This is a genomic window from Acidovorax sp. GW101-3H11 (genome assembly GCF_001633105.1).
Classification (GTDB): Bacteria; Pseudomonadota; Gammaproteobacteria; order Burkholderiales; family Burkholderiaceae_C; genus Acidovorax.
On the sequence record NZ_LUKZ01000003.1, the window covers coordinates 1 to 19,068 of the forward strand.

A 19,068-nucleotide genomic window follows, 5' to 3' on the forward strand; every position below is an offset into this window, starting at 1 on the left:
CAGGGCAATCGCATCTAAACCCTGATGCCCAGGACATGGGCCAGATAGCCCACATCCCAGCCCGCTCGCTTGCGCTTGGCCTGCACCCCCACCTTCACCGAGGTGTCGCTCTTGAGCACCTGCAGCGCCATGCGCCGCAGCAGCGTCTGGTTGTGCGGCCCCTGGTCTTTGTAGGACTGCGCGGCATCTTCGCGCATCGCCACATCCAGGCTCCAGTGCAACTGGTTCTCCACCGCCCAGTGCGAGCGGATGCTGTGCGCCAGCACCTGCGCGGGCGTGTGCGCTGCCAGGCTGCTCAAGTAGTAGCTGACTTCTTCGCTGGCGCTGCAGCCCGCCTGCTGGCGCTGGCGNACATCCAGGCTCCAGTGCAACTGGTTCTCCACCGCCCAGTGCGAGCGGATGCTGTGCGCCAGCACCTGCGCGGGCGTGTGCGCTGCCAGGCTGCTCAAGTAGTAGCTGACTTCTTCGCTGGCGCTGCAGCCCGCCTGCTGGCGCTGGCGGGTCACCTGCACCACACTCGCCAGGCCCGGCCAGTGCACTGCCGCGCGCTGCAAGGCCTCGGGCACGGGACTGACCCGGTAGCTGCGCAGCTCCTCACGCCCGTGGCCGCTTGAGTGTTCGGCGTAGGTGTTGTCACCCTGTTGCCCTGCTGTGCACGGCACTTCAAAGTGTGTTTGCACCACTTCATGCATGTGCCGCTGGTTGCCCTTGAGCGACAGGACATAGTCCGCGCCATGCTCATGTAACTGCTGGGCGATGGTCTTTTGACAGCCGATGGCATCGATGGTGACGATGCAGCCCTTCAGGTGTATCAGCCTGAGCAACTCCGGGATGGCTGTGATCTCGTTGCTTTTGCCATCGACCTTGCACTGGCCCAGCAAGAGCCCCATGTCAGCGGCCCAGGCGCTGACCATGTGCAGGGGCCTGCGGGCATCCCCCTTGCTGCTGCCACGCACGCTTTTGCCGTCAATCGCCACCGTGCCGTGTACCCGGCCCGCCACCTGGGCCAGCCACTGCTGACAGGCCAGCTCCAGTTGCTTGGCATCGAGCAGGCGAAACACCCGGGCAAAGGTGTCGTGCGAGGCGATGCCAGAGGGCAAGGGGATGAAGCGGACGAACCAGTCGTGGTGCAGTTCGCCGAACTCGGCCACTTCCACCCAGTTGTCTGCGCCTGCGATGGTGGCGCACAGTGCCACGGCGAGGATGGATTGGAGTTCATGGCGGCGCGTGCGCGCAAGGCGTGGGTCGGGGATGAGTTGCAGGTGCTGCAGCAGGGTCATGGGACGTGAGGATTGGAGTTCATGGCGGCGCGTGCGCGCAAGGCGTGGGTCGGGGATGAGTTGCAGGTGCTGCAGCAGGGTCATGGGACGTGAATCGGGTGATCGAACGCCACAGTTTCGCTCTGATTTGAGGAGGGGTTTAGATGCGATTGCCCTGCACATGGCCGTCTTTTGCTATTCTATTGATAGCTATTGCGGCATGATGGACGCGCGGTAGGGGCCAATTTTTCTCAAAATTGGACACTCATGCGGCCACCACCGGCTGCCCCAGCGACCGCAGCACGTCCCTCACCATCTGCGCCCGGTCCTTCGGGTCCTTCAACTCGCGCTCGATGCGCAGCTTCTCGTTGCCCGCCAGCTTGATGTGCTTGTTCTTCTGGATCAGCTCGATGATGCGCATCGGGTCGATGGGCGGCTGCGGCTTGAAGGTGATGTTGATCACGCCCGGCGCCGCATCCACCTTCACCACGCCGTAGGGCTGGCTCAACACGCGCAGGCGGTGCACGTCGATGAGGGTCTGGGCCTGCGGCGGCAGCTTGCCGAAGCGGTCCACGATCTCTTCGAGCAGGCCATCGATCTGGTCGGGCGTCTTGGCGGTGGCCAGCTTCTTGTAGAACGACAGGCGCAAATGCACGTCGCCGCAGTAGTCGTCGGGCAGCAGGGCGGGGGCGTGCAGGTTGATGTCGGTGGTGACCGACAGGGGCGAGAGCAGGTCCGGCTCCTTGCCGGCCTTGAGCGACTTGACGGCCTCGTTCAGCATCTCGTTGTAAAGCTGGAAGCCGACTTCGAGCATGTTGCCGCTCTGGTTCTCGCCCAGCACCTCGCCCGCGCCGCGGATCTCCAGGTCGTGCATGGCCAGGTAGAAGCCGCTGCCCAGTTCTTCCATCTGCTGGATGGCATCGAGCCGCTGCGCGGCCTGCTTGGTCAGGCCCTCGGTGTCGGGCACCATGAGGTAGGCATACGCCTGGTGGTGGCTGCGGCCCACGCGCCCGCGCAGCTGGTGCAGCTGCGCCAGGCCGAACTTGTCGGCGCGGCTCATGATGATGGTGTTGGCCGTGGGCACGTCGATGCCGGTCTCGATGATGGTCGAGCACAGGAGGATGTTGTAGCGCTGGGCCACGAAGTCGCGCATCACGCGCTCCAGTTCGCGCTCGGGCATCTGGCCGTGGGCCACGGCGATGCGGGCCTCGGGCAGTATCTCTTCGAGCTTCTGGCGGCGGTTCTCGATGGTCTCCACCTCGTTGTGCAGGAAGTAGACCTGGCCGCCGCGCTTGAGTTCGCGCAGCACAGCCTCGCGGATCACGCCCGTGCCTTCGTTGCGCACAAAGGTCTTGATCGCCAGGCGCCGCTGCGGCGCGGTGGCGATGACCGACAGGTCGCGCAGCCCTTCGAGCGCCATGCCCAGCGTGCGCGGGATGGGCGTGGCCGTGAGGGTGAGCACGTCCACCTCGGCGCGCAGGGCCTTCATCTGCTCCTTGTGACGCACGCCAAAGCGGTGCTCCTCGTCGATGATGAGCAGGCCCAGGTTGTGGAACTTGGTGGACTCAGACAGCAGCTTGTGCGTGCCCACCACGATGTCCACCGTGCCGTCGCCGATGCCCTTGATGGCCGAGGTGATCTCCTTGCCCGAGCGAAAGCGCGAGACCTCGGCCACCTTCACCGGCCACTTGCTGAAGCGGTCCACCAGCGTCTGATAGTGCTGCTCGGCCAGCAGCGTGGTGGGCGCGAGGAAGGCCACCTGCTTGCCCCCCGTGACGGCCACGAAGGCCGCGCGCAGCGCCACCTCGGTCTTGCCAAAGCCCACGTCGCCGCAAACCAAACGGTCCATGGGGCGGGGGCTGATCATGTCCTGGATGACGGCGTGGATGGCGGCGTTCTGGTCGGCGGTTTCGTCAAAACCGAAGTCGTTGGCAAAGGTCTCGTAGTCTTGCGGGCTGTAGCGGAAGGCGTGGCCCTGGCGCAGCGCACGGCGGGCGTAGATGTTGAGCAGCTCGGCCGCGCTGTCGCGCACCTGCTCGGCGGCCTTGCGCTTGGCCTTTTCCCACTGGCCGCTGCCCAGCTTGTGCAGCGGCGCCTCGTCGGCGCTCACGCCGGTGTAGCGGCTGATCAGCTGCAGCTGGCTCACGGGCACATAGAGCACAGCCTTGTCGGCATATTCGAGGTGCAAAAACTCCTGCATGGCGGGCGTGCCGTCGGGGTTCTTGTTGCCCACATCCATGTTGACCAGGCCCCGGTAGCGGCCGATGCCGTGGGCGCTGTGCACCACGGGGTCGCCCACGTTGAGCTCGGCCAGGTCCTTGATCAACGCCTCGACGTCGCTCACCTGCTCCTGCTTCTTGCGCCGGCGCGTTGTGGGGCCGGCGGCAAACAGCTCGGTCTCGGTGACAAAGTCGATGCCGTCCTCGATCCAGCTGAAGCCCACGGTCAGGCCGGCGGTGGCGATACCGACCTTTTCGTCGTCCGCGCCCTCGAACTCGGCCAGCGAGTCGAAAGCCGGCGGGTTCACCCCGCTGGCGCGCAAGAAGTCGAGCAGGCTCTCACGTCGGCCATCGCTCTCGGCCAGCAGCAGCACGCGGTGCTGCGTGTTGCGGATGTGGGCGTGCAGGCGCGCCAGCGGGTCCTCGGCCCCACGCACCACCGACAGGTCGCCGAGCTTGTGGAAGTGCGGGTTGTCGTCTACATCTTCCACACCCGGGCGGATCGACAGCTGGGCATGCTCTTTGGAGCGCGTGTAGAACTGGTCGGCCGACAGGAACAGCGCCTCGGGCGGCAGCGCCGGGCGCTCCGGGTCGCCCTGCACCAGGCGAAAGCGGTCCTTGGTGTCCTGCCAGAAGCGCTGGAAGGCCGGCTCCAGGTCACCATGCAGCACCACAGTGGCCTCGCCGCCCAGGTAGTCAAACACGGTGGCCGTTTCGTCAAAGAACAGCGGCAGGTAGTACTCGATGCCGGCCGTGGCCACGCCCGCGCCCATGTCCTTGTAGATGCGGCTTTTGGTCGGGTCGCCCTCCAGCATCTCGCGCCAGCGGCTCCTGAATTTGGCGCGCGCGTCGTCGTCCATCGGGAACTCGCGGCCGGGCAGCAGGCGCACCTCGGGCACGGGGTACAGGCTGCGCTGGCTGTCGGGGTCGAAGGTGCGGATGCTGTCGATCTCGTTGTCGAACAGGTCCACCCGGAAGGGCACCAGCGAGCCCATGGGGAACAGGTCGATCAGCCCGCCGCGTACCGCGTATTCGCCAGGGCTGACCACCTGCGACACGTGGCTGTAGCCCGCCAGCGTGAGCTGCGCCTTGAACTTCGCCTCGTCGAGCTTTTGCTTGATCTTGAAATGGAAGGTGTACCCCGCCAGGAAGGACGGCGGCGCCAGCCGGTACAGCGCCGTGGTGGCGGGCACCAGCACCACGTCGGCCCCGGTGTCCTTGTCCTTCTGGCTGATGCGCCACAGCGTGGCCAGCCGTTCGCTGATCAGGTCCTGGTGCGGCGAGAACGTGTCGTAGGGCAGCGTCTCCCAGTCGGGGAACAGCGCGCAGCGCAGCCCGGGCGCGAAGAACGACATTTCTTCGATGAGGCGCTGCGCGTCGGTGGCGTCGGCCGTGACGATGGCGGTGGTGCGCCCTGCGGCCTTATCACGCTCGGCCAGGCGGGCCAGCAGCAGCGAATCGGCGCTGCCCTCGGGGCGGGGCAGGGTGAAGCGTTTTCCGGGGGAGAGTTTGGGCAGTTCCATGCGGATGGAGTCGGTCGTCTGGGCCACCGCATCCCCAGGGGCGCGAGGCGCGCACGGGCTGGATGGGGGCAACGGGGCATTTTAGGTGTTGCAAGCCATCTGTACCGGGCCGTGTGGCAAGTGCCGCACCACGGGTCGCCCGTGGCCTGTCGCCTGTCGGCCGGTGTCCATGGCCGCCTGCTGGCGCCCTACACTCCCGCGCCAGGAGGAGGGCACCCCTTGAACACCACACTGACCACCGAGCACCTGCAGGACCAGCGCCTGGACCGCGCTCTGGACGAACTGCTGGCCAACGTGCGGCGTGCTGCCGTGGCCGGTCATGCGCGCGACGCCCTGGTCGCGCTGGGTTGGCTGCTGCAGCGCGAGGGCGCCTGGCGCCTGCCTGCGCACGGAGCGCTGGTGACCGAGGTGCAGCGGCTGTGGCCCCTGGTGGCCCTGCTGGCCGGGCAGGGCTGCCCGGCGGTGGGCGAGCAGCAGGCGATGGACGCCGTGCAACTGGCCGAATGGGCCGACGAGCAGGCCGGGCAATGGCTGCAGTCCCTGGCCCTGCCGGGCCGCCAGCAGCGGGCGCCTGCGGGCGAGGGCTGGTCGCCCGACTTCCTGGCCACCCTGGTCCAGCGCCAGGGGGCGGCAGGCGAGCCGCAGCCACACCGGGCCTTTGGCAGCTTTTGCGTGGATGCGGAGCTGGTGCTCAAGGCTCGCATTGCCCTGCAGTGGGATGTGTTGCCCGCCATGGGCGACGGGCTGCCCACGGCCGACGACCTGATCGCCCTGGGCCTGCCCGAGGGCGAGGGCGAGGTGGCCGCCATGCTGGCGCAGCTGCAGTCGGCCGGGCACATCGACGTGGCGCCTGCAGCCGAGGCGACGGACACGCTGGCCATTGCGCGCGCCATGGCGGGCTACCTGCGCGCCACGGGCTTTGCCGGTGGCTACCTGGTGCACAACATCTGGCAAGCCGCCTGGCTGCTGCTGGCGCACGAGGGGCGTGACGGCGATGCTACCGAAGTGGCTGCCGCCTGGCTGGCCCACGATGCGGGGGCCGCTGCCACAGGGCTGCTCGACCTGGCCGTGGTGCCCGCCACCGCGCGCCTGCTGCGCGCGGGCCACCTGGCGCAGGCCGTGGGCGTGGACGAAGCGGCCGTTGCTGGCTGGCTCGCCGCCCTGGGCACGCGCTCCGTGCCCGGGCCTGCCAATCCCGCGCCGCTTGCTGAGACTGCAGCCACCCCCACGGAATCGCACGAAGCCTGGTGTGCCCGTCTGCAGGGCACACCGCTGGCGGGGCTGGACTGGCTGGCGCTGCCGGTGCCTGGCCACGCTGGCACAGACAGCGGAGAGATCGCCTGGGCCACGCAGGTGACCGTGGGCGAGCGCCAGGCCCTGTGGCAGGCCGCGCGGGTGCTGCTGGAGCGCGGCAGCGGCCGCTGGCCCGTGGTGACCACGCTGTGGTCCGGGAGCACCGAGGCACCGGATGCCGATGCCCTGGCGAACGACCTGTTCATGCGCTTCCCCTACGAGCAGGGTGCCGCGCGCGACGATGTGTCGCCCCGTTCCTTTGTTGCGACCGCACGCGGTTTCGATCCCGAAGACCTGTTGGACGAACTGGTGGAAGGCTCCTACCCCCTGGACGAAGAAGACCAGCTGGAGGTCTGGCGCAGCGAACTCGCGGCGGCGGGTGTCTCTGCCGATGCCGCAGGCTTCGACGCTGCCTGGGCCGACTGCGCGGGCGACCGCCTGCGCTTCGAGCACTGGCTGGCAATGCTCGAAGCCTCTCACGGCGCTGCCAACCCCGAACGCGGCCGCCAGGAGCGCTTCGACCCCGACAACGCCTGGCTGGTGCTGCTGCCCACGCCGCACAGCGAAGAGGCGCTGGCTTATCTGCACTGGTACGGCATGGAGCGTGGCCCCGCCGACGGCTTCATCGCGCTGCTGCGCCGCTGGCGAGAGCAGCACGGCGCCGAGCTGTGGGCCCACTACGGCACCATGCTCGAATTCGCGGTGGGCCAGCCGCCTGAGGACTTCGACACCGCCCTGGCCCTGGCGCGCGAGCACGACCTGGCCGCGCCCTGCACTCTGGCCCTGCCCGGCATCGCCTTGCGCCACCATGCGCTGGGGTTGGTGGGGCATGGCACCTGGTTCCTGCACGAGCGGCCTTGAAGGCTGGCGGTGGAAGGGGAGCAAAGGGCTAAGGCCTCCTAAAATGCGCCTCTCATGACCATCGACCCGCTGCTGCAACCCTCGCTCGCTGCCCCCCATGCGCACACATCGGCGCCCGGGCGTTTGTGGGCGCTGGTGCCCTGTGCGGGCGTGGGCTCGCGGGCCGTGGCTGCACCGCCTGCGGCACCCGCAGGCAGCACGGTGTCGGCCTTTGGCGCGCTGGCCGCAGCCGCTGGCGAGCCCGCGCCGCCACCCCTGCCCAAGCAGTACCACCTGGTGGCGGGCCACCCTATGGTCATGCACACGCTGGCTGCGTTTGCGGGTGTGGCCCGGCTGGCGGGCACGCTGGTGGCGGTGGCGCCAGGGGACCAATTCCTCGACGCCCATGCCCACCCCTCCTTTTTTGTGGCCCACTGCGGCGGCCCCACGCGCGCAGCCACGGTGCAGGGCGGCATCAAAACCCTGCTGGAGCGCGGCGCGGACCGCGACGACTGGGTGCTGGTGCACGATGCCGCGCGCTGCCTTGTCACGGCCGAGCAGATCGACCGGCTCATTGATGCCTGTGTATCGGATTCCGTGGGCGGCCTGCTGGCCCACCAGCTGGCCGACACGCTCAAGACTTCCATCGACGGGCCGGGCGGCGTGCGCGTGGCCTCTACCGTGGACCGCAGCAACAAGTGGCTGGCGCAGACGCCGCAGATGTTCCGCATCGGCCCGCTGCAGGACGCGCTGGCCAAGGTGGGCACCAACGTGACCGACGAGGCCAGCGCCATGGAAGCCATGGGCCTGCATCCGCGCCTGGTGCCGGGTGGCGCGCAAAACTTCAAGGTGACTTACCCCGACGACTTTGCGCTGGCCGAGGCCGTGCTGGCCCAGCGCGGCTACGGCACCACGCTGGCCCGTTTTGGCGGCGAGCGCGGCCACGGCGCCAGCGAGACGGGGCGCAAGACGATTTTTTAAACCGCCCCGCACGGGCTTTGTGCGGGAAACAGATAGACAAATGGATCAGGAGCGGCTCACAAAGCTCAGCGCAGCGGTTCTGGCTAGGCGCTTCGCAGCAGACAGTACGCTAGTACGGCAAGGCGGAGCAACGATGCCAGAAGAGCTTTGTGAGCCGCTCGGAAAAGGGTAAAGATGAATTTCAGGATTGGTGAAGGCTGGGACACGCACGCCCTTGTACCTGGGCGCGCTCTGGTGATCGGCGGCGTTCACATTCCCCACACCATGGGCCTGCTCGGCCATTCGGACGCCGATGTGCTGCTGCACGCGATCACCGACGCCATCCTGGGCGCGGCCGGGCTGGGCGACATTGGCCGGCACTTCCCCGACACCGATGCGCAGTTTCGTGGCGCCGATTCGGCCGTGCTGCTGGCCGAGGCCGCGCGCCGCGTGCGCGCTGCGGGCTGGCGCCTGGGCAATGTGGACAGCACCGTGGTGGCGCAGGCGCCGCGCCTGGCCGCGCACATCCCGGGCATGCGCGAGTGCATCGCCAAGGCTTTGCAGGTGGCGCCCGACCAGGTGAATGTGAAGGCCAAGACGGCCGAGCGCCTGGGGCCCGTGGGGCAGGGCCTGGCCATGGAGGCGCGTGCAGTGGCGCTGATCTACAAGGCCTGAGCCTTCAGGCGGTTTGCGCAGCCCAGGCTGCCACATAGCCCGGCGTGGCGGCTGTGTTCAGCGTGTCGGCCACGGGCGCAGCGCGCACCTGCACCAGCGGCAGTACGCCTGTCCACACAGGGTGTTGCATATCTTCGGCGTCGTCCACCGGCGGGCCGCTGCGCACCTTGCAGGCGGCTTCATCAAGGGCAATGCGCAGCACCGTGGTGGCGGCAAACTCCTTGTCATTGCCTGCGCGGATCTCGGCCTGACGGCCCACGGCCAGGTGGTCCATGAGGGCAGCCAGCGCGGCGTGTTTGTCGGCCACGGGCCCGAAGCGGCCATACACCATGGCCGAGCGGTAGTTCATCGAGTGGTTGAAGGCCGAGCGCGCCAGTACCAGTCCATCGAGGTGGGTGATGGTGACGCAGGCCTGCGCACCCTGGCCCAGCCACTTGACCATGCGCCCGCCATTCGAGCCATGGATGTACAGGTGCTCGCCCTCGCGCCAGCAGGCCGTGGGGATGTTGTGTGTGCCCTTGTCGTCGGCAAACGCCACATGGCACAGGTAGGCGGCGTCGATGATGGCGTGCAGCGTGGCGCGGTCGTAGCGGGCGTTTTCGGCCACGCGGCGGACGCGGGTGCGGTCGGTGGCGGGCAGGGGGGCGGCTGTTTCGTTCACGGTGCGTGGTTCCGATGGGAAAGTGGATGAAGGGGCGCAATGTAGACCGTGCGTGGTGCCAGAATAAGACCCATAAACAAACTATTTTTTAGGGCCACAGACCGCCATGGACTTTCAGCTGCTGTTCGGCGCCTTCAAGGCGCAGCCTGCACATGCGCGCTGGCCGCAGCAGCGCCAGCTGCACGAGTGCCTGCGCCATGGCATCCGCAGTGGCACCCTGGCCAGCGGCACCCGCCTGCCCGCCAGCCGCACGCTGGCGGCCGAGCTGGGCGTGGCGCGCAACAGTGTGCTGTATGCCTACGAGCAGCTCGCCACCGAGGGCTTCATCGTGGCCACCCGGCGCGGCAGTGTGGTGGCACCGCTGGCCGGGCGGCTGGTGGCGGGCGCCACCCCCGTGCCGCCTGTGCCTGAAGGACGCGCGGGCCTGTCCCGGCGCGCGCAGAACATGCCACTGCTGCCCGGATCGGAGACGGCGGCTGCGTTCGCCCCTGGCGTGCCTGCGCTGGGCGACTTCCCCGCGCTGCGCTGGCGGCGCATGCTGGACAAAGCCTGGGCATCGCTCACACCCGCGCAGCTCAACTATGCCGACCCGGCGGGCGAGCCAGCCTTGCGCGAGGCCATCGCCGGCCATCTGCGCGTGGCACGCGGCGCGCTGGTGGACGCCGCGCAGGTCTTCATCACCGACGGCACACAAAGCAGCCTGGACCTGTGCGCCCGCGCCTTTGCCGATGCGGGCGACAAGCTGTGGATGGAGAACCCGGGCTACCAGGGCGCGGTGGCGGCCTTCCGCGCCGCGCAGCTCAAGGCCGTGGGCATTGTGGTGGATGCCGACGGCATGGCCCCCACGGCGAGCGACTGGCTGCGCCAGCGGCCCCGGCTGATCTACACCACGCCATCGCACCAGTACCCGGTGGGCAGCGTGATGAGCCTGGCGCGGCGCCTGGCGCTGATCGATGGCGCGCGCCAGGCGGGCGCACTGGTGATCGAGGACGACTACGACAGCGAGTTTCGCCACGACGGGCCGCCCCTGGCCTGCATGCAGGGGCTGGCGCCTGACGCGCCCGTGGTCTACCTGGGCACCTTCAGCAAGACCATGTTCCCCGGCCTGCGCATCGGCTTTATGGTGGTGCCCACGGCCCTGGCGCCCGCGCTGGCCCTGCTGCTGGACCGCGCCGCCCCGCGCGGGCGCACGGCTGACCAGCGGGCGCTGGCCGAGTTCATCGTGAGCGGTCAGTTCGCCTTGCACCTGCGGCGCATGCGCCGCCTGTACCGCCAGCGCCGCGATGCGCTGGTGGCCGCGCTGGCGTTGCACCTGGGCGATGTGGCTAACGTACACGGCGGCACGGCGGGCATGCACCTGGCGCTGCGCTTGCACGACGCTGCGGCCGATGATGTGGCGCTGAGCAGGCGCCTCATGGCACAGCACGGCATCATGGCTCCGGCCTTGAGCCTGCACGCCGTGGGCCTGCGCGCGCAGCCCTGGCGCGGCTTTCTGCTGGGCTATGCGCAGGTGCCCGTGGAGTCGATAGAGCCGCTGGTGAAGAGGCTTGCTGCCGTGGTGCGTGGCGGTGCCTAGGCGCTGTCCCGCTCGATGATGGAAAAGCCGATGTCCACCACGGGTTCCGCCACGGGCTGGCCCTCGGCGCGGTCGGCAATCAGCTGCGCCGCCGTCTGGCCCATGCGGGTGCCGTCGATGCGCACGGTGGAGAGGCTGGGGCTCACGGTCTGCGCGAAGTCGATGTCGCCAAAGCCCATCACTGCGAGCTGATCGGGCACGGCGATACCGCGCACGCGCGCTTCGGTCAGCACGCCCAGGGCCAGCATGTCGGAGCTGCAGAACACTGCATCGATGTCGGGCGTATCGGCCAGCAGGGCCACCAATCCCTCGCGACCATCGGCGTGGGTGGTGGGGGATTTGCCCAGCCGCACGGCGGGCGGGCGCAGCCCCAGGCGCAGGGCGGCGGCTTCAAAGCCGCGTGCGCGGCGGGCGGCGCGCTCGTCTCCGCCACTGAGCAGCGCCAGGTGCCGCCGACCCTTGGCAAACAGGTGTTTGCACACGGCGGCGCCCAGCGCTTCATGCCGCAGGCCCACCAGCATGTCGATGGGGGTGTCGGTGAAGTCCCAGGTCTCGACGATGGGAATGCCCGAAGCGGTGAGCAGGCGCCGCCCTTCGGGTGAATGCATGACGCCCGTGAGCACGATGCCGTCGGGCCGCCGCCCCACGATGGCGCGCAGCAACTCGTCTTCGCGCGAATGGGCGTAGCCCACCTGGCCCAGCATCACCTGAAAGCCGCGCTGCTCCAATGCCTCGGTCAGCGCTTGCACCATTTCGCCAAACAAGGGGCCTGTGAGCGTGGGCACCAAAGCCGTGACCACATGGCTGCGTGCCGACCGCAACCCGCCCGCCACCAGGTTGGGCACATAGCCCAGTGCAGACACGGCCTCCTGCACGCGTTCCCGCGTGCGCTCGGACACTTGCTGCGGGGTGTTGATGGCGCGCGAGACGGTGATCATCGACACGCCTGCGCGCTCTGCCACCTCGCGCAACGTGACGGCGGGGCGGTCGCGGCCAAGGAGGGGGGCAGGGAGGGCCGGGTTGGGTGCGTGCATGGTGGCGGAGTCTAAAGCGGGAAGTCGCCTGATTGATGCCGCAGCTGGCTTCGTGGTGCATCAGCGTTCATAGAAACTTAAACCAAGGGTTTGTCCTATGTTGTCTGATGATGTTAACGTTAACATTTGCGTATTCAAGCGGAATTTTTCAAATTCACCAAGAGAAAAACCAGCTTGTACGACCTTTGGATTTGCCTTCCACCATTCACCGCGCGCGATTCACCATGACCCCTCAAGACCTCAAAACCATCATGGGCTCCGGCCTGCTGTCCTTCCCCATCACGGACTTCGACGCGCAAGGCAACTTCCGCCCCAAGACCTACATCGAGCGCCTGGAGTGGCTCGCCCCCTATGGCGCCAGCGCCCTGTTTGCGGCTGGTGGCACGGGTGAGTATTTCTCGCTCTCGGGCCCCGAGTACAGCGAGGTCATCAAGACCGCCGTGGACACCTGCCGGGGCAAGGTGCCCATCATTGCCGGTGCCGGTGGCCCCACCCGCACGGCGATTGCCCATGCGCAAGAGGCTGAGCGCCTGGGTGCCCACGGCATCCTGCTGCTGCCCCACTACCTGACCGAAGCCGGCCAGGAGGGCCTGATCGCGCATGTGGCCCAGGTCTGCAACAGCGTGAAGTTCGGCGTGATCGTCTACAACCGCGACCGCACCAAGCTCACGGCCGAGTCGCTGGCCATCCTGGCCGAGCGCTGCCCCAACCTGATTGGCTTCAAGGACGGCGTGGGCAACATCGAGACCATGTCTTCCATCTACATGAAGATGGGTGACCGCTTCTCGTACCTGGGCGGCCTGCCCACGGCCGAGGTGTATGCGGCGGCCTACAAGGCGCTGGGCACACCGGTGTATTCGTCGGCGGTGTTCAACTTCATCCCGAAGACGGCGATGGAGTTCTACAAGGCCGTGGCGGCAGACGATATCGCCACGCAGCACAAGCTGCTCAAGGAGTTCTTCATGCCCTACCTGGCCATCCGCAACCGGGTGGAAGGCTATGGCGTGTCCATCATCAAGGCGGGTGCGCGCATCGTGGGCCATGACGGCGGGCCGGTGCGGGCACCACTGACGGACCTCAAGCCCCATGAGGTGGAAGAGCTGGCTGCGCTGATCAAGAAGCTGGGCCCGCAGTAAGCCCGCCCGGCCTTCACGCTGAAACCGAATGATCAAGGCCCCACCGGAGGGCCATCGACCACAAACCATCCCCTTCGGAGACTTCCACCATGTTCATCAAGAAAATGCTGTTCATCGCCAGCGCCTGCGGCCTGGCGTTTGCCGCAACGGCCCAGACAGCCACGCCTGCCGCCTGGCCCGAAAAGCCTGTCACCATCGTCGTACCGTTCCCGGCCGGAGGTTCCACCGACATGGTGGCCCGCGCCATGGCCCTGCACATGGGCGAGAAGCTGGGCCAGAACTTCGTGGTGGACAACCGCCCTGGTGCCACGGGCACGTTGGGCGCAGGTGCCGTGAAGCGCGCTGCGCCCGATGGCTACACGCTGCTGGTGTCGTCGCTGGGCGCTTTTGTCGTGGCACCGCACCTGCTCAAAAGTGTGCCCTACGATGCGCTCAAGGATTTTGACTACATCACCGTGCCCGTGCAGGCGCCCAACGTGCTTGTCGCATCCCCCGCGCGCAAGGCGCGTACCGTGAAGGAGGTGATCGCCCAGCTCAAGGCCAACCCCGGCAAGGTGAGCTTCGCCAGCTCGGGCAACGGCTCGTCGGACCACCTCTCGGCCGAGGTGTTCTGGCAGCAAAGCGGCACCGAGGGTCTGCACATTCCCTACAAGGGCGGTGCCCCGGCCATCAACGACCTGTTGGGCGGGCAGGTGGATTTCTCGTTCCAGAACGTGAATGCCGTGCTGCAGCACATCCGTGCGGGCAAGCTGCATGCGATCGCCGTCACCGGCGACAAGCGCAGCCCCGTGCTGCCCGACGTGCCCACGCTCGCAGAAGCTGGCGTGGCCGGTGCCGAGGTCTATTCGTGGCAAGGCATGGCAGCGCCCAAGGGCTTGCCGCCTGCGCTCAAGAAGAAGCTGTCGGACGCGGCCATTGCCGCCATGAACGATCCGGCTGTGAAGAAGCGAATGCTTGACCAGGGGTTGGAGATCGTGGCTAGCACGCCGGAAGCCTTCACGGCCTACCAGGCACGCGAATTCGCGCGCTGGAAAACCGTGATCGAAACCCGCAAGATCACTGCCGACTGACCCTCTCTTGAGGCGGCTTCGCGCGCGCCTCTTCCTTGCTTTTGCCCACCATGACCACCTCTACCCCTTCTACCAGCAGCACCCCCGTCATCACCGAACTGCGCGTGGTGCCCGTGGCGGGCCACGACAGCATGCTCATGAACCTGAGCGGCGCGCACGGCCCTTTCTTCACGCGCAACCTGATCATCCTGCGCGACAGCGCGGGCCACACCGGGGTGGGCGAGGTGCCTGGCGGCGAGAAGATCCGCCAGACCATCGAGGACGCGCGAGCGCTGATCGTGGGCTGCCCCATCGGTCACCACAACGCCGTGCTCAACGCCATGCGCGCCCAGTTCGCCGACCGCGATGCGGGCGGGCGCGGCCTGCAGACCTTCGACCTGCGCATCACCATCCACGCCGTGACGGCGGTGGAGTCGGCCTTCCTGGACCTGCTGGGCCAGCACCTGGGCGTGCCCGTGGCCGCGCTGCTGGGCGAGGGTGTGCAGCGCGAATCCGTGCAGATGCTGGGTTACCTGTTCTACGTGGGGGACCGCGCAAAGACCGATTTGGCCTACCGCACAGAGCCTGGCGCCGACAACGACTGGTTTCGCCTGCGCAACGAGAAGGCCATGACGGCCGAGGGCATCGTGCGCCTGGCAGAGGCCGCTTACGAGCGCTATGGTTTTGCCGACTTCAAGCTCAAAGGCGGCGTGCTCCGTGGCGAGGAAGAAGTCGAGGCCATCCGTGCGCTGCACCAGCGCTTCCCTGAAGCGCGCGTGACGCTCGACCCCAACGGCGGCTGGCTGCTGAAGGACGCGATCCGCATCACGCGCGACCTGCATGGCGTGATGGCCTACGCCGAAGACCCCTGCGGCGCCGAAGGCGTGTTCTCCGGCCGCGAGGTGATGGCCGAGTTCCGCCGCGCCACGGGCCTGCCCACCGCCACCAACATGGTCGCCACCGATTGGCGCGAAATGGCCCACAGCCTGGCCCTGCAGTCGGTGGACATTCCGCTGGCCGACCCGCATTTCTGGACCATGGCCGGGTCGGTGCGCGTGGCACAGATGTGCCAAGCCTTCGGGCTGACCTGGGGCTCGCATTCCAACAACCACTTCGACGTGTCGTTGGCCATGTTCACCCACGTGGGTGCGGCCGCCCCCGGCCGCGTGACGGCCATCGACACGCACTGGATCTGGCAGGACGGCGAGCGCCTGACGAAGGAGCCGTTCCAGATCAAAAACGGCTTCATCGACCTGCCCAAGAAGCCCGGCCTGGGCGTGGAGCTGGACATGGACGAGGTGGAGCGCGCGCACCGCCTGTACCTGCAGCACGGCCTGGGCGCGCGCGACGACGCCATCGCCATGCAGTACCTGATCCCGGGCTGGAAGTTCAATAACAAGTCGCCGTGTATGGTGCGCTGAGCACGCACCGTCTCCTGTCCCCTCGTTTCTCAGAGGGCCCGCAGCAGGGCATCCGCACATGGGCGGGTGCCCTGTTCTTTTTTGGGCGTTCCCGGCGCTGCTGTCCCGCTCAGGCGGAAGGGTCGCCCAGTATCTCCAGCGCCTCTTTCGCGATCGCCAGCGACACCTGCTCCTGCAGGATGCCGGCCTTGAGCACCAGGTGCTGCAGACGGCGTTCGCGGCTCGGCTCCTTGCCGAGGAAGTCGCGCTGCTCGATGCGCTGGTAAACATCCAGCTTTGCCTGGTGCATGGCTTGGCGCCTGGCAACTTCCTGCGCCAGCCCGGCGGGGCCGATGGCTGCTTCGGCGCGCAGGCGCACCATGAGCTCGTCACGCAGGGGTGTGGGGTCTTGCTGCTCGGCGATCCAGCGGCGCAGCTCCTTGCGGCCTGCGGGCAGCAGTCGGAACTGGCGTTTGCGGCCGCGGCCCGTCTCGGCCGGCAGGGCCTCGATCCAATGCGCTTCCTCCAGCCGCGCCAGCTCACGGTAGATCTGCTGGTGCGTGGCGTGCCAGAAATAGCCGATGGACTTGTCGAAGCGCTCGGCAAGCTCCGAGCCCGAGCAGGGGTGCTCGACCAGGGCGGTGAGAAGGGCGTGGGGCAGGGACATCGGAAAGAGAAAAGGCGCGAAGGGCGATTGCGGAATGTGCCATCTTGCCTGAATCGGGAGGCCTCTCCATTTTTTATGCAACCAGTTGCATAAAAGAGGCGGTGGGGCTATATTTGTGCAACTGGTTGCATAAACACAAAGGAGACCCCCGATGAGTGCTGTTCTCAAACCCGCTGCGGCTCCGCTGGCCGGCAGCGGCAGCCCTTACCCGCACCTTCATGCCCCGTTGGACCTGGGCTTCACCACGCTGAAGAACCGCGTGCTCATGGGCTCCATGCACGTGGGGCTGGAGGAGGTGGCCAACGGCTTCGAACGCATGGCGGCCTTCTATGCCGAGCGGGCGCGCGGCGAGGTGGGACTCATCGTCACGGGCGGCATCGCACCCAACGAGCGCGGCCGGCCCATGCAGGGCGGGGCCATGCTGGTCAACGAGCACGAGGCCGAGCGGCACCGCAAGGTGACACAGGCTGTGCATGCAGAGGGCGGCAAGATCGCGATGCAGATCCTGCACTTCGGCCGCTATGCTTACCACCGCGACCTGGTGGCGCCCAGTGCCCTGCGCGCGCCCATCAACCCGCACGTGCCGCATGCGCTCACGGCCGACGAGGTGGAGCAGACCATCGAGGACTTCGCGCGTTGCGCCGCGCTGGCTCAGCACGCGGGCTACGACGGCGTGGAGGTCATGGGCTCCGAGGGCTACCTGATCAACGAGTTCATCGCCGCGCGTAGCAACCAGCGCAACGACGAATGGGGCGGCAGCTATGCCAACCGGATGCGGTTCCCCGTGGAGATCGTGCGGCGCACGCGCGAGCGCGTGGGGCCAGACTTCATCATCATCTACCGCCTGTCCATGCTCGACCTCGTGGAGGGCGGCTCCACCCTGGCCGAGGTGATCGAGCTCGCCCAGGCCATCGAGACTGCGGGCGCCACCATCCTGAACACCGGCATCGGCTGGCACGAGGCGCGCATCCCCACCATTGCCACCAAGGTGCCGCGCGCCGCCTATGCCTGGGTGACGAAGCAGGTGATGGGGCAGGTGGGGATACCGCTGATCACCTCCAACCGCATCAACACCCCCGAGGTGGCAGAGCGCCTGCTGGCCGAGGGTTGCGCCGACATGGTCTCCATGGCGCGGCCGCTGCTGGCTGATGCCGACTTCGTGCGCAAGGCGCGCCAGGGACGGGCCGACGAGATCAACACCTGCATCGCCTGCAACCAGGCCTGCCTGGACCACACTTTCGGCGGCAAGATCACGAGCTGCCTGGTCAACCCGCGCGCCTGCCATGAGACGGAATTGGTCATCGCCCCCGTGGCGGTCAAGAAGCGCATCGCCGTGGTCGGCGCTGGTCCTGCCGGGCTGAGCTTTGCCGTTACCGCCGCGCAACGCGGCCATGCGGTGGTGCTGTTTGATGCGGGCAGCGAGATCGGCGGCCAGCTCAACATCGCCAAGCAGGTGCCGGGCAAGGAAGAGTTCTACGAGACGCTGCGCTACTACCGTCGCCAGCTGGAGCTGCATGGTGTGGAGCTGCGCCTTTCCAGCCGCGTGGAGGCGAGCGATTTGGCGGGCCAGGGTTATGGCGAGGTGGTGGTGGCCACGGGCATACAGCCGCGCACCCCCGACATCAAGGGCATGGCCCACCCCAAGGTGCTGAGCTACCTGGACGTGCTGCGCGACAAGAAGCCCGTGGGCCAGCGCGTGGCGATCATCGGCGCGGGCGGCATCGGTTTCGACGTGGGCGAGTACCTCACGCACGAAGGCGAGAGCGGGGCGCTGGCGCCCGCCAAGTTCAACGATGAATGGGGCATCGACACCGGCTACGCCCAGGCCGGCGGCCTGCGTGCCGCGCAGGTGGAGGCGCCTGCACGCCAGGTGCACCTGCTGCAGCGCAAGGCGAGCAAGGTGGGCGATCAGCTGGGCAAGACCACGGGCTGGATCCACCGCACATCGCTCAAGGCGCGCAACGTGGGCATGAGCTCGGGCGTAGCCTACGAGCGCGTGGACGACGTGGGCCTGCACATCACCATCGACGGGCAGCCGCGCGTGCTCGATGTCGATCACATCGTCGTCTGCGCCGGTCAGGAGCCGCTGCGCGAACTGTACGACGCGTTGGTGGCTGCGGGCCAGAGCGCTCACCTCATCGGCGGTGCCGACGTGGCTGCCGAGCTCGACGCCAAGCGCGCCATCCTGCAGGGCACGACGCTCGCCGCCGCCATCTGATTCACCAACGAAAACCCAGGAGACATCCCATGACCGAAGCCTTGAAGAACATTCACCCCGCCGTTGCCCGCTCGCTCGACACCTGGCACCACATGGTGGCCAGCCGCGACCTGTCGAACCTGCTGTCCATCGTGCACCCCGACGCAGTGTTCCGCTCGCCCATGGCGAACACGGCCTACACCTCGGCCCCGGCGCTGATGCTGGCCCTGTCCACCGTGATCCAGGTGTTCGAAGACTTCACCTACCACCGCCAACTGGCCACCGATGACGGCCTGAACATCGTGCTGGAGTTCAGCGCCCGCGTGGGCGACAAGCAGCTCAAGGGCATTGACCTGGTGCGCTTCAACGAGCAGGGCCAGATCACAGAGTTCGAAGTCATGGTGCGTCCCCTGAGCGGCCTGCAGGCCCTGGGCACGGAAATGGGCGCGCGCCTGGGGGATAAGTTGCCCGCCTTCAAGGCCAAGGCCTGAAAAGCAAAGGAGGACCGCACCTGGCCAGTGTGGTCCTCCTGCTTGGCTTCCTGGTGAGTGCCGCCTCGGTGAGTGCGGCGCGGCCGCA

General features: G+C 67.6%; 14 protein-coding genes. 9 read left to right on the plus strand and 5 right to left on the minus strand.

Annotated features, from left to right (window positions below):
* Window positions 1-14: 14 nt before the first annotated feature.
* Window positions 15-350 (minus strand): ISAs1 family transposase (locus A1D30_RS26350; RefSeq protein ID WP_242421775.1); only part of this gene is annotated, 336 nt, incomplete at its 5' end.
* Window positions 351-1,524: 1,174 nt separating this feature from the next.
* Complete coding sequence (gene mfd, locus A1D30_RS03565) at window positions 1,525-5,001, minus strand: transcription-repair coupling factor (protein ID WP_063459621.1); 3,477 nt, start codon at window positions 4,999-5,001, stop codon at window positions 1,525-1,527.
* Window positions 5,002-5,220: 219 nt separating this feature from the next.
* On the opposite strand from mfd, the gene A1D30_RS03570 reads away from it, so the two are divergent.
* The 3 genes from A1D30_RS03570 (at window position 5,221) to ispF (ending at window position 8,769) form a co-directional block, all read left to right on the plus strand.
* Window positions 5,221-7,155, plus strand: coding sequence for a DUF4253 domain-containing protein (locus tag A1D30_RS03570; protein WP_063459434.1), 1,935 nt, complete (start codon window positions 5,221-5,223; stop codon window positions 7,153-7,155).
* 54 nt (window positions 7,156-7,209) lie between these two features.
* On the plus strand, window positions 7,210-8,115 hold the full coding sequence (locus tag A1D30_RS03575; protein ID WP_063459435.1) for a 2-C-methyl-D-erythritol 4-phosphate cytidylyltransferase: 906 nt from the start codon (window positions 7,210-7,212) through the stop codon (window positions 8,113-8,115).
* 174 nt (window positions 8,116-8,289) lie between these two features.
* Window positions 8,290-8,769 (plus strand): 2-C-methyl-D-erythritol 2,4-cyclodiphosphate synthase, encoded by a 480-nt coding sequence (ispF, locus tag A1D30_RS03580; RefSeq protein WP_063459436.1) that lies wholly within the window; start codon window positions 8,290-8,292, stop codon window positions 8,767-8,769.
* A 4-nt stretch (window positions 8,770-8,773) separates the two neighbouring features.
* Here ispF and A1D30_RS03585 read toward each other — a convergent pair whose 3' ends face one another.
* The gene (locus A1D30_RS03585) at window positions 8,774-9,430 is read right to left on the minus strand and encodes a pyridoxamine 5'-phosphate oxidase family protein (RefSeq protein ID WP_063459437.1); all 657 of its coding nucleotides are present in this window, start codon (window positions 9,428-9,430) and stop codon (window positions 8,774-8,776) included.
* 106 nt (window positions 9,431-9,536) lie between these two features.
* Between A1D30_RS03585 and A1D30_RS03590 the strand changes: the two genes are divergently transcribed.
* Complete coding sequence (locus A1D30_RS03590; protein WP_063459438.1) at window positions 9,537-11,006, plus strand: PLP-dependent aminotransferase family protein; 1,470 nt, start codon at window positions 9,537-9,539, stop codon at window positions 11,004-11,006.
* Here A1D30_RS03590 and A1D30_RS03595 read toward each other — a convergent pair.
* Window positions 11,003-12,040 (minus strand): LacI family DNA-binding transcriptional regulator, encoded by a 1,038-nt coding sequence (locus tag A1D30_RS03595; RefSeq protein ID WP_063459439.1) that lies wholly within the window; start codon window positions 12,038-12,040, stop codon window positions 11,003-11,005. The genes A1D30_RS03590 and A1D30_RS03595 overlap by 4 nt on opposite strands.
* Before the next feature lie 224 nt (window positions 12,041-12,264).
* Between A1D30_RS03595 and kdgD the strand changes: the two genes are divergently transcribed.
* The 3 genes from kdgD to gudD all read left to right on the plus strand — a co-directional run bounded on the left by kdgD (window position 12,265) and on the right by gudD (window position 15,646).
* Window positions 12,265-13,176, plus strand: a complete 912-nt coding sequence (gene kdgD / locus A1D30_RS03600; RefSeq protein ID WP_063459440.1) for a 5-dehydro-4-deoxyglucarate dehydratase — start codon at window positions 12,265-12,267, stop codon at window positions 13,174-13,176.
* 89 nt (window positions 13,177-13,265) lie between these two features.
* A complete protein-coding gene (locus A1D30_RS03605; protein WP_109790886.1) occupies window positions 13,266-14,246 on the plus strand; it encodes a tripartite tricarboxylate transporter substrate binding protein in 981 nt (326 codons plus the stop codon).
* Between the two features lie 50 nt (window positions 14,247-14,296).
* Complete coding sequence (gene gudD, locus A1D30_RS03610; RefSeq protein WP_063459441.1) at window positions 14,297-15,646, plus strand: glucarate dehydratase; 1,350 nt, start codon at window positions 14,297-14,299, stop codon at window positions 15,644-15,646.
* Window positions 15,647-15,755: 109 nt separating this feature from the next.
* Here gudD and A1D30_RS03615 read toward each other — a convergent pair whose 3' ends face one another.
* A complete protein-coding gene (locus tag A1D30_RS03615; protein WP_063459442.1) occupies window positions 15,756-16,292 on the minus strand; it encodes a PadR family transcriptional regulator in 537 nt (178 codons plus the stop codon).
* A gap of 151 nt (window positions 16,293-16,443) precedes the next feature.
* Here A1D30_RS03615 and A1D30_RS03620 point away from each other — a divergent pair, with 151 nt between their 5' ends.
* Window positions 16,444-18,510: an NADPH-dependent 2,4-dienoyl-CoA reductase gene (locus A1D30_RS03620; protein WP_063459443.1), complete on the plus strand. Its 2,067-nt coding sequence runs from the start codon at window positions 16,444-16,446 to the stop codon at window positions 18,508-18,510.
* Window positions 18,511-18,539: 29 nt separating this feature from the next.
* On the plus strand, window positions 18,540-18,980 hold the full coding sequence (locus tag A1D30_RS03625) for a nuclear transport factor 2 family protein (RefSeq protein ID WP_063459444.1): 441 nt from the start codon (window positions 18,540-18,542) through the stop codon (window positions 18,978-18,980).
* The last annotated feature ends 88 nt before the right edge of the window (window positions 18,981-19,068 follow it).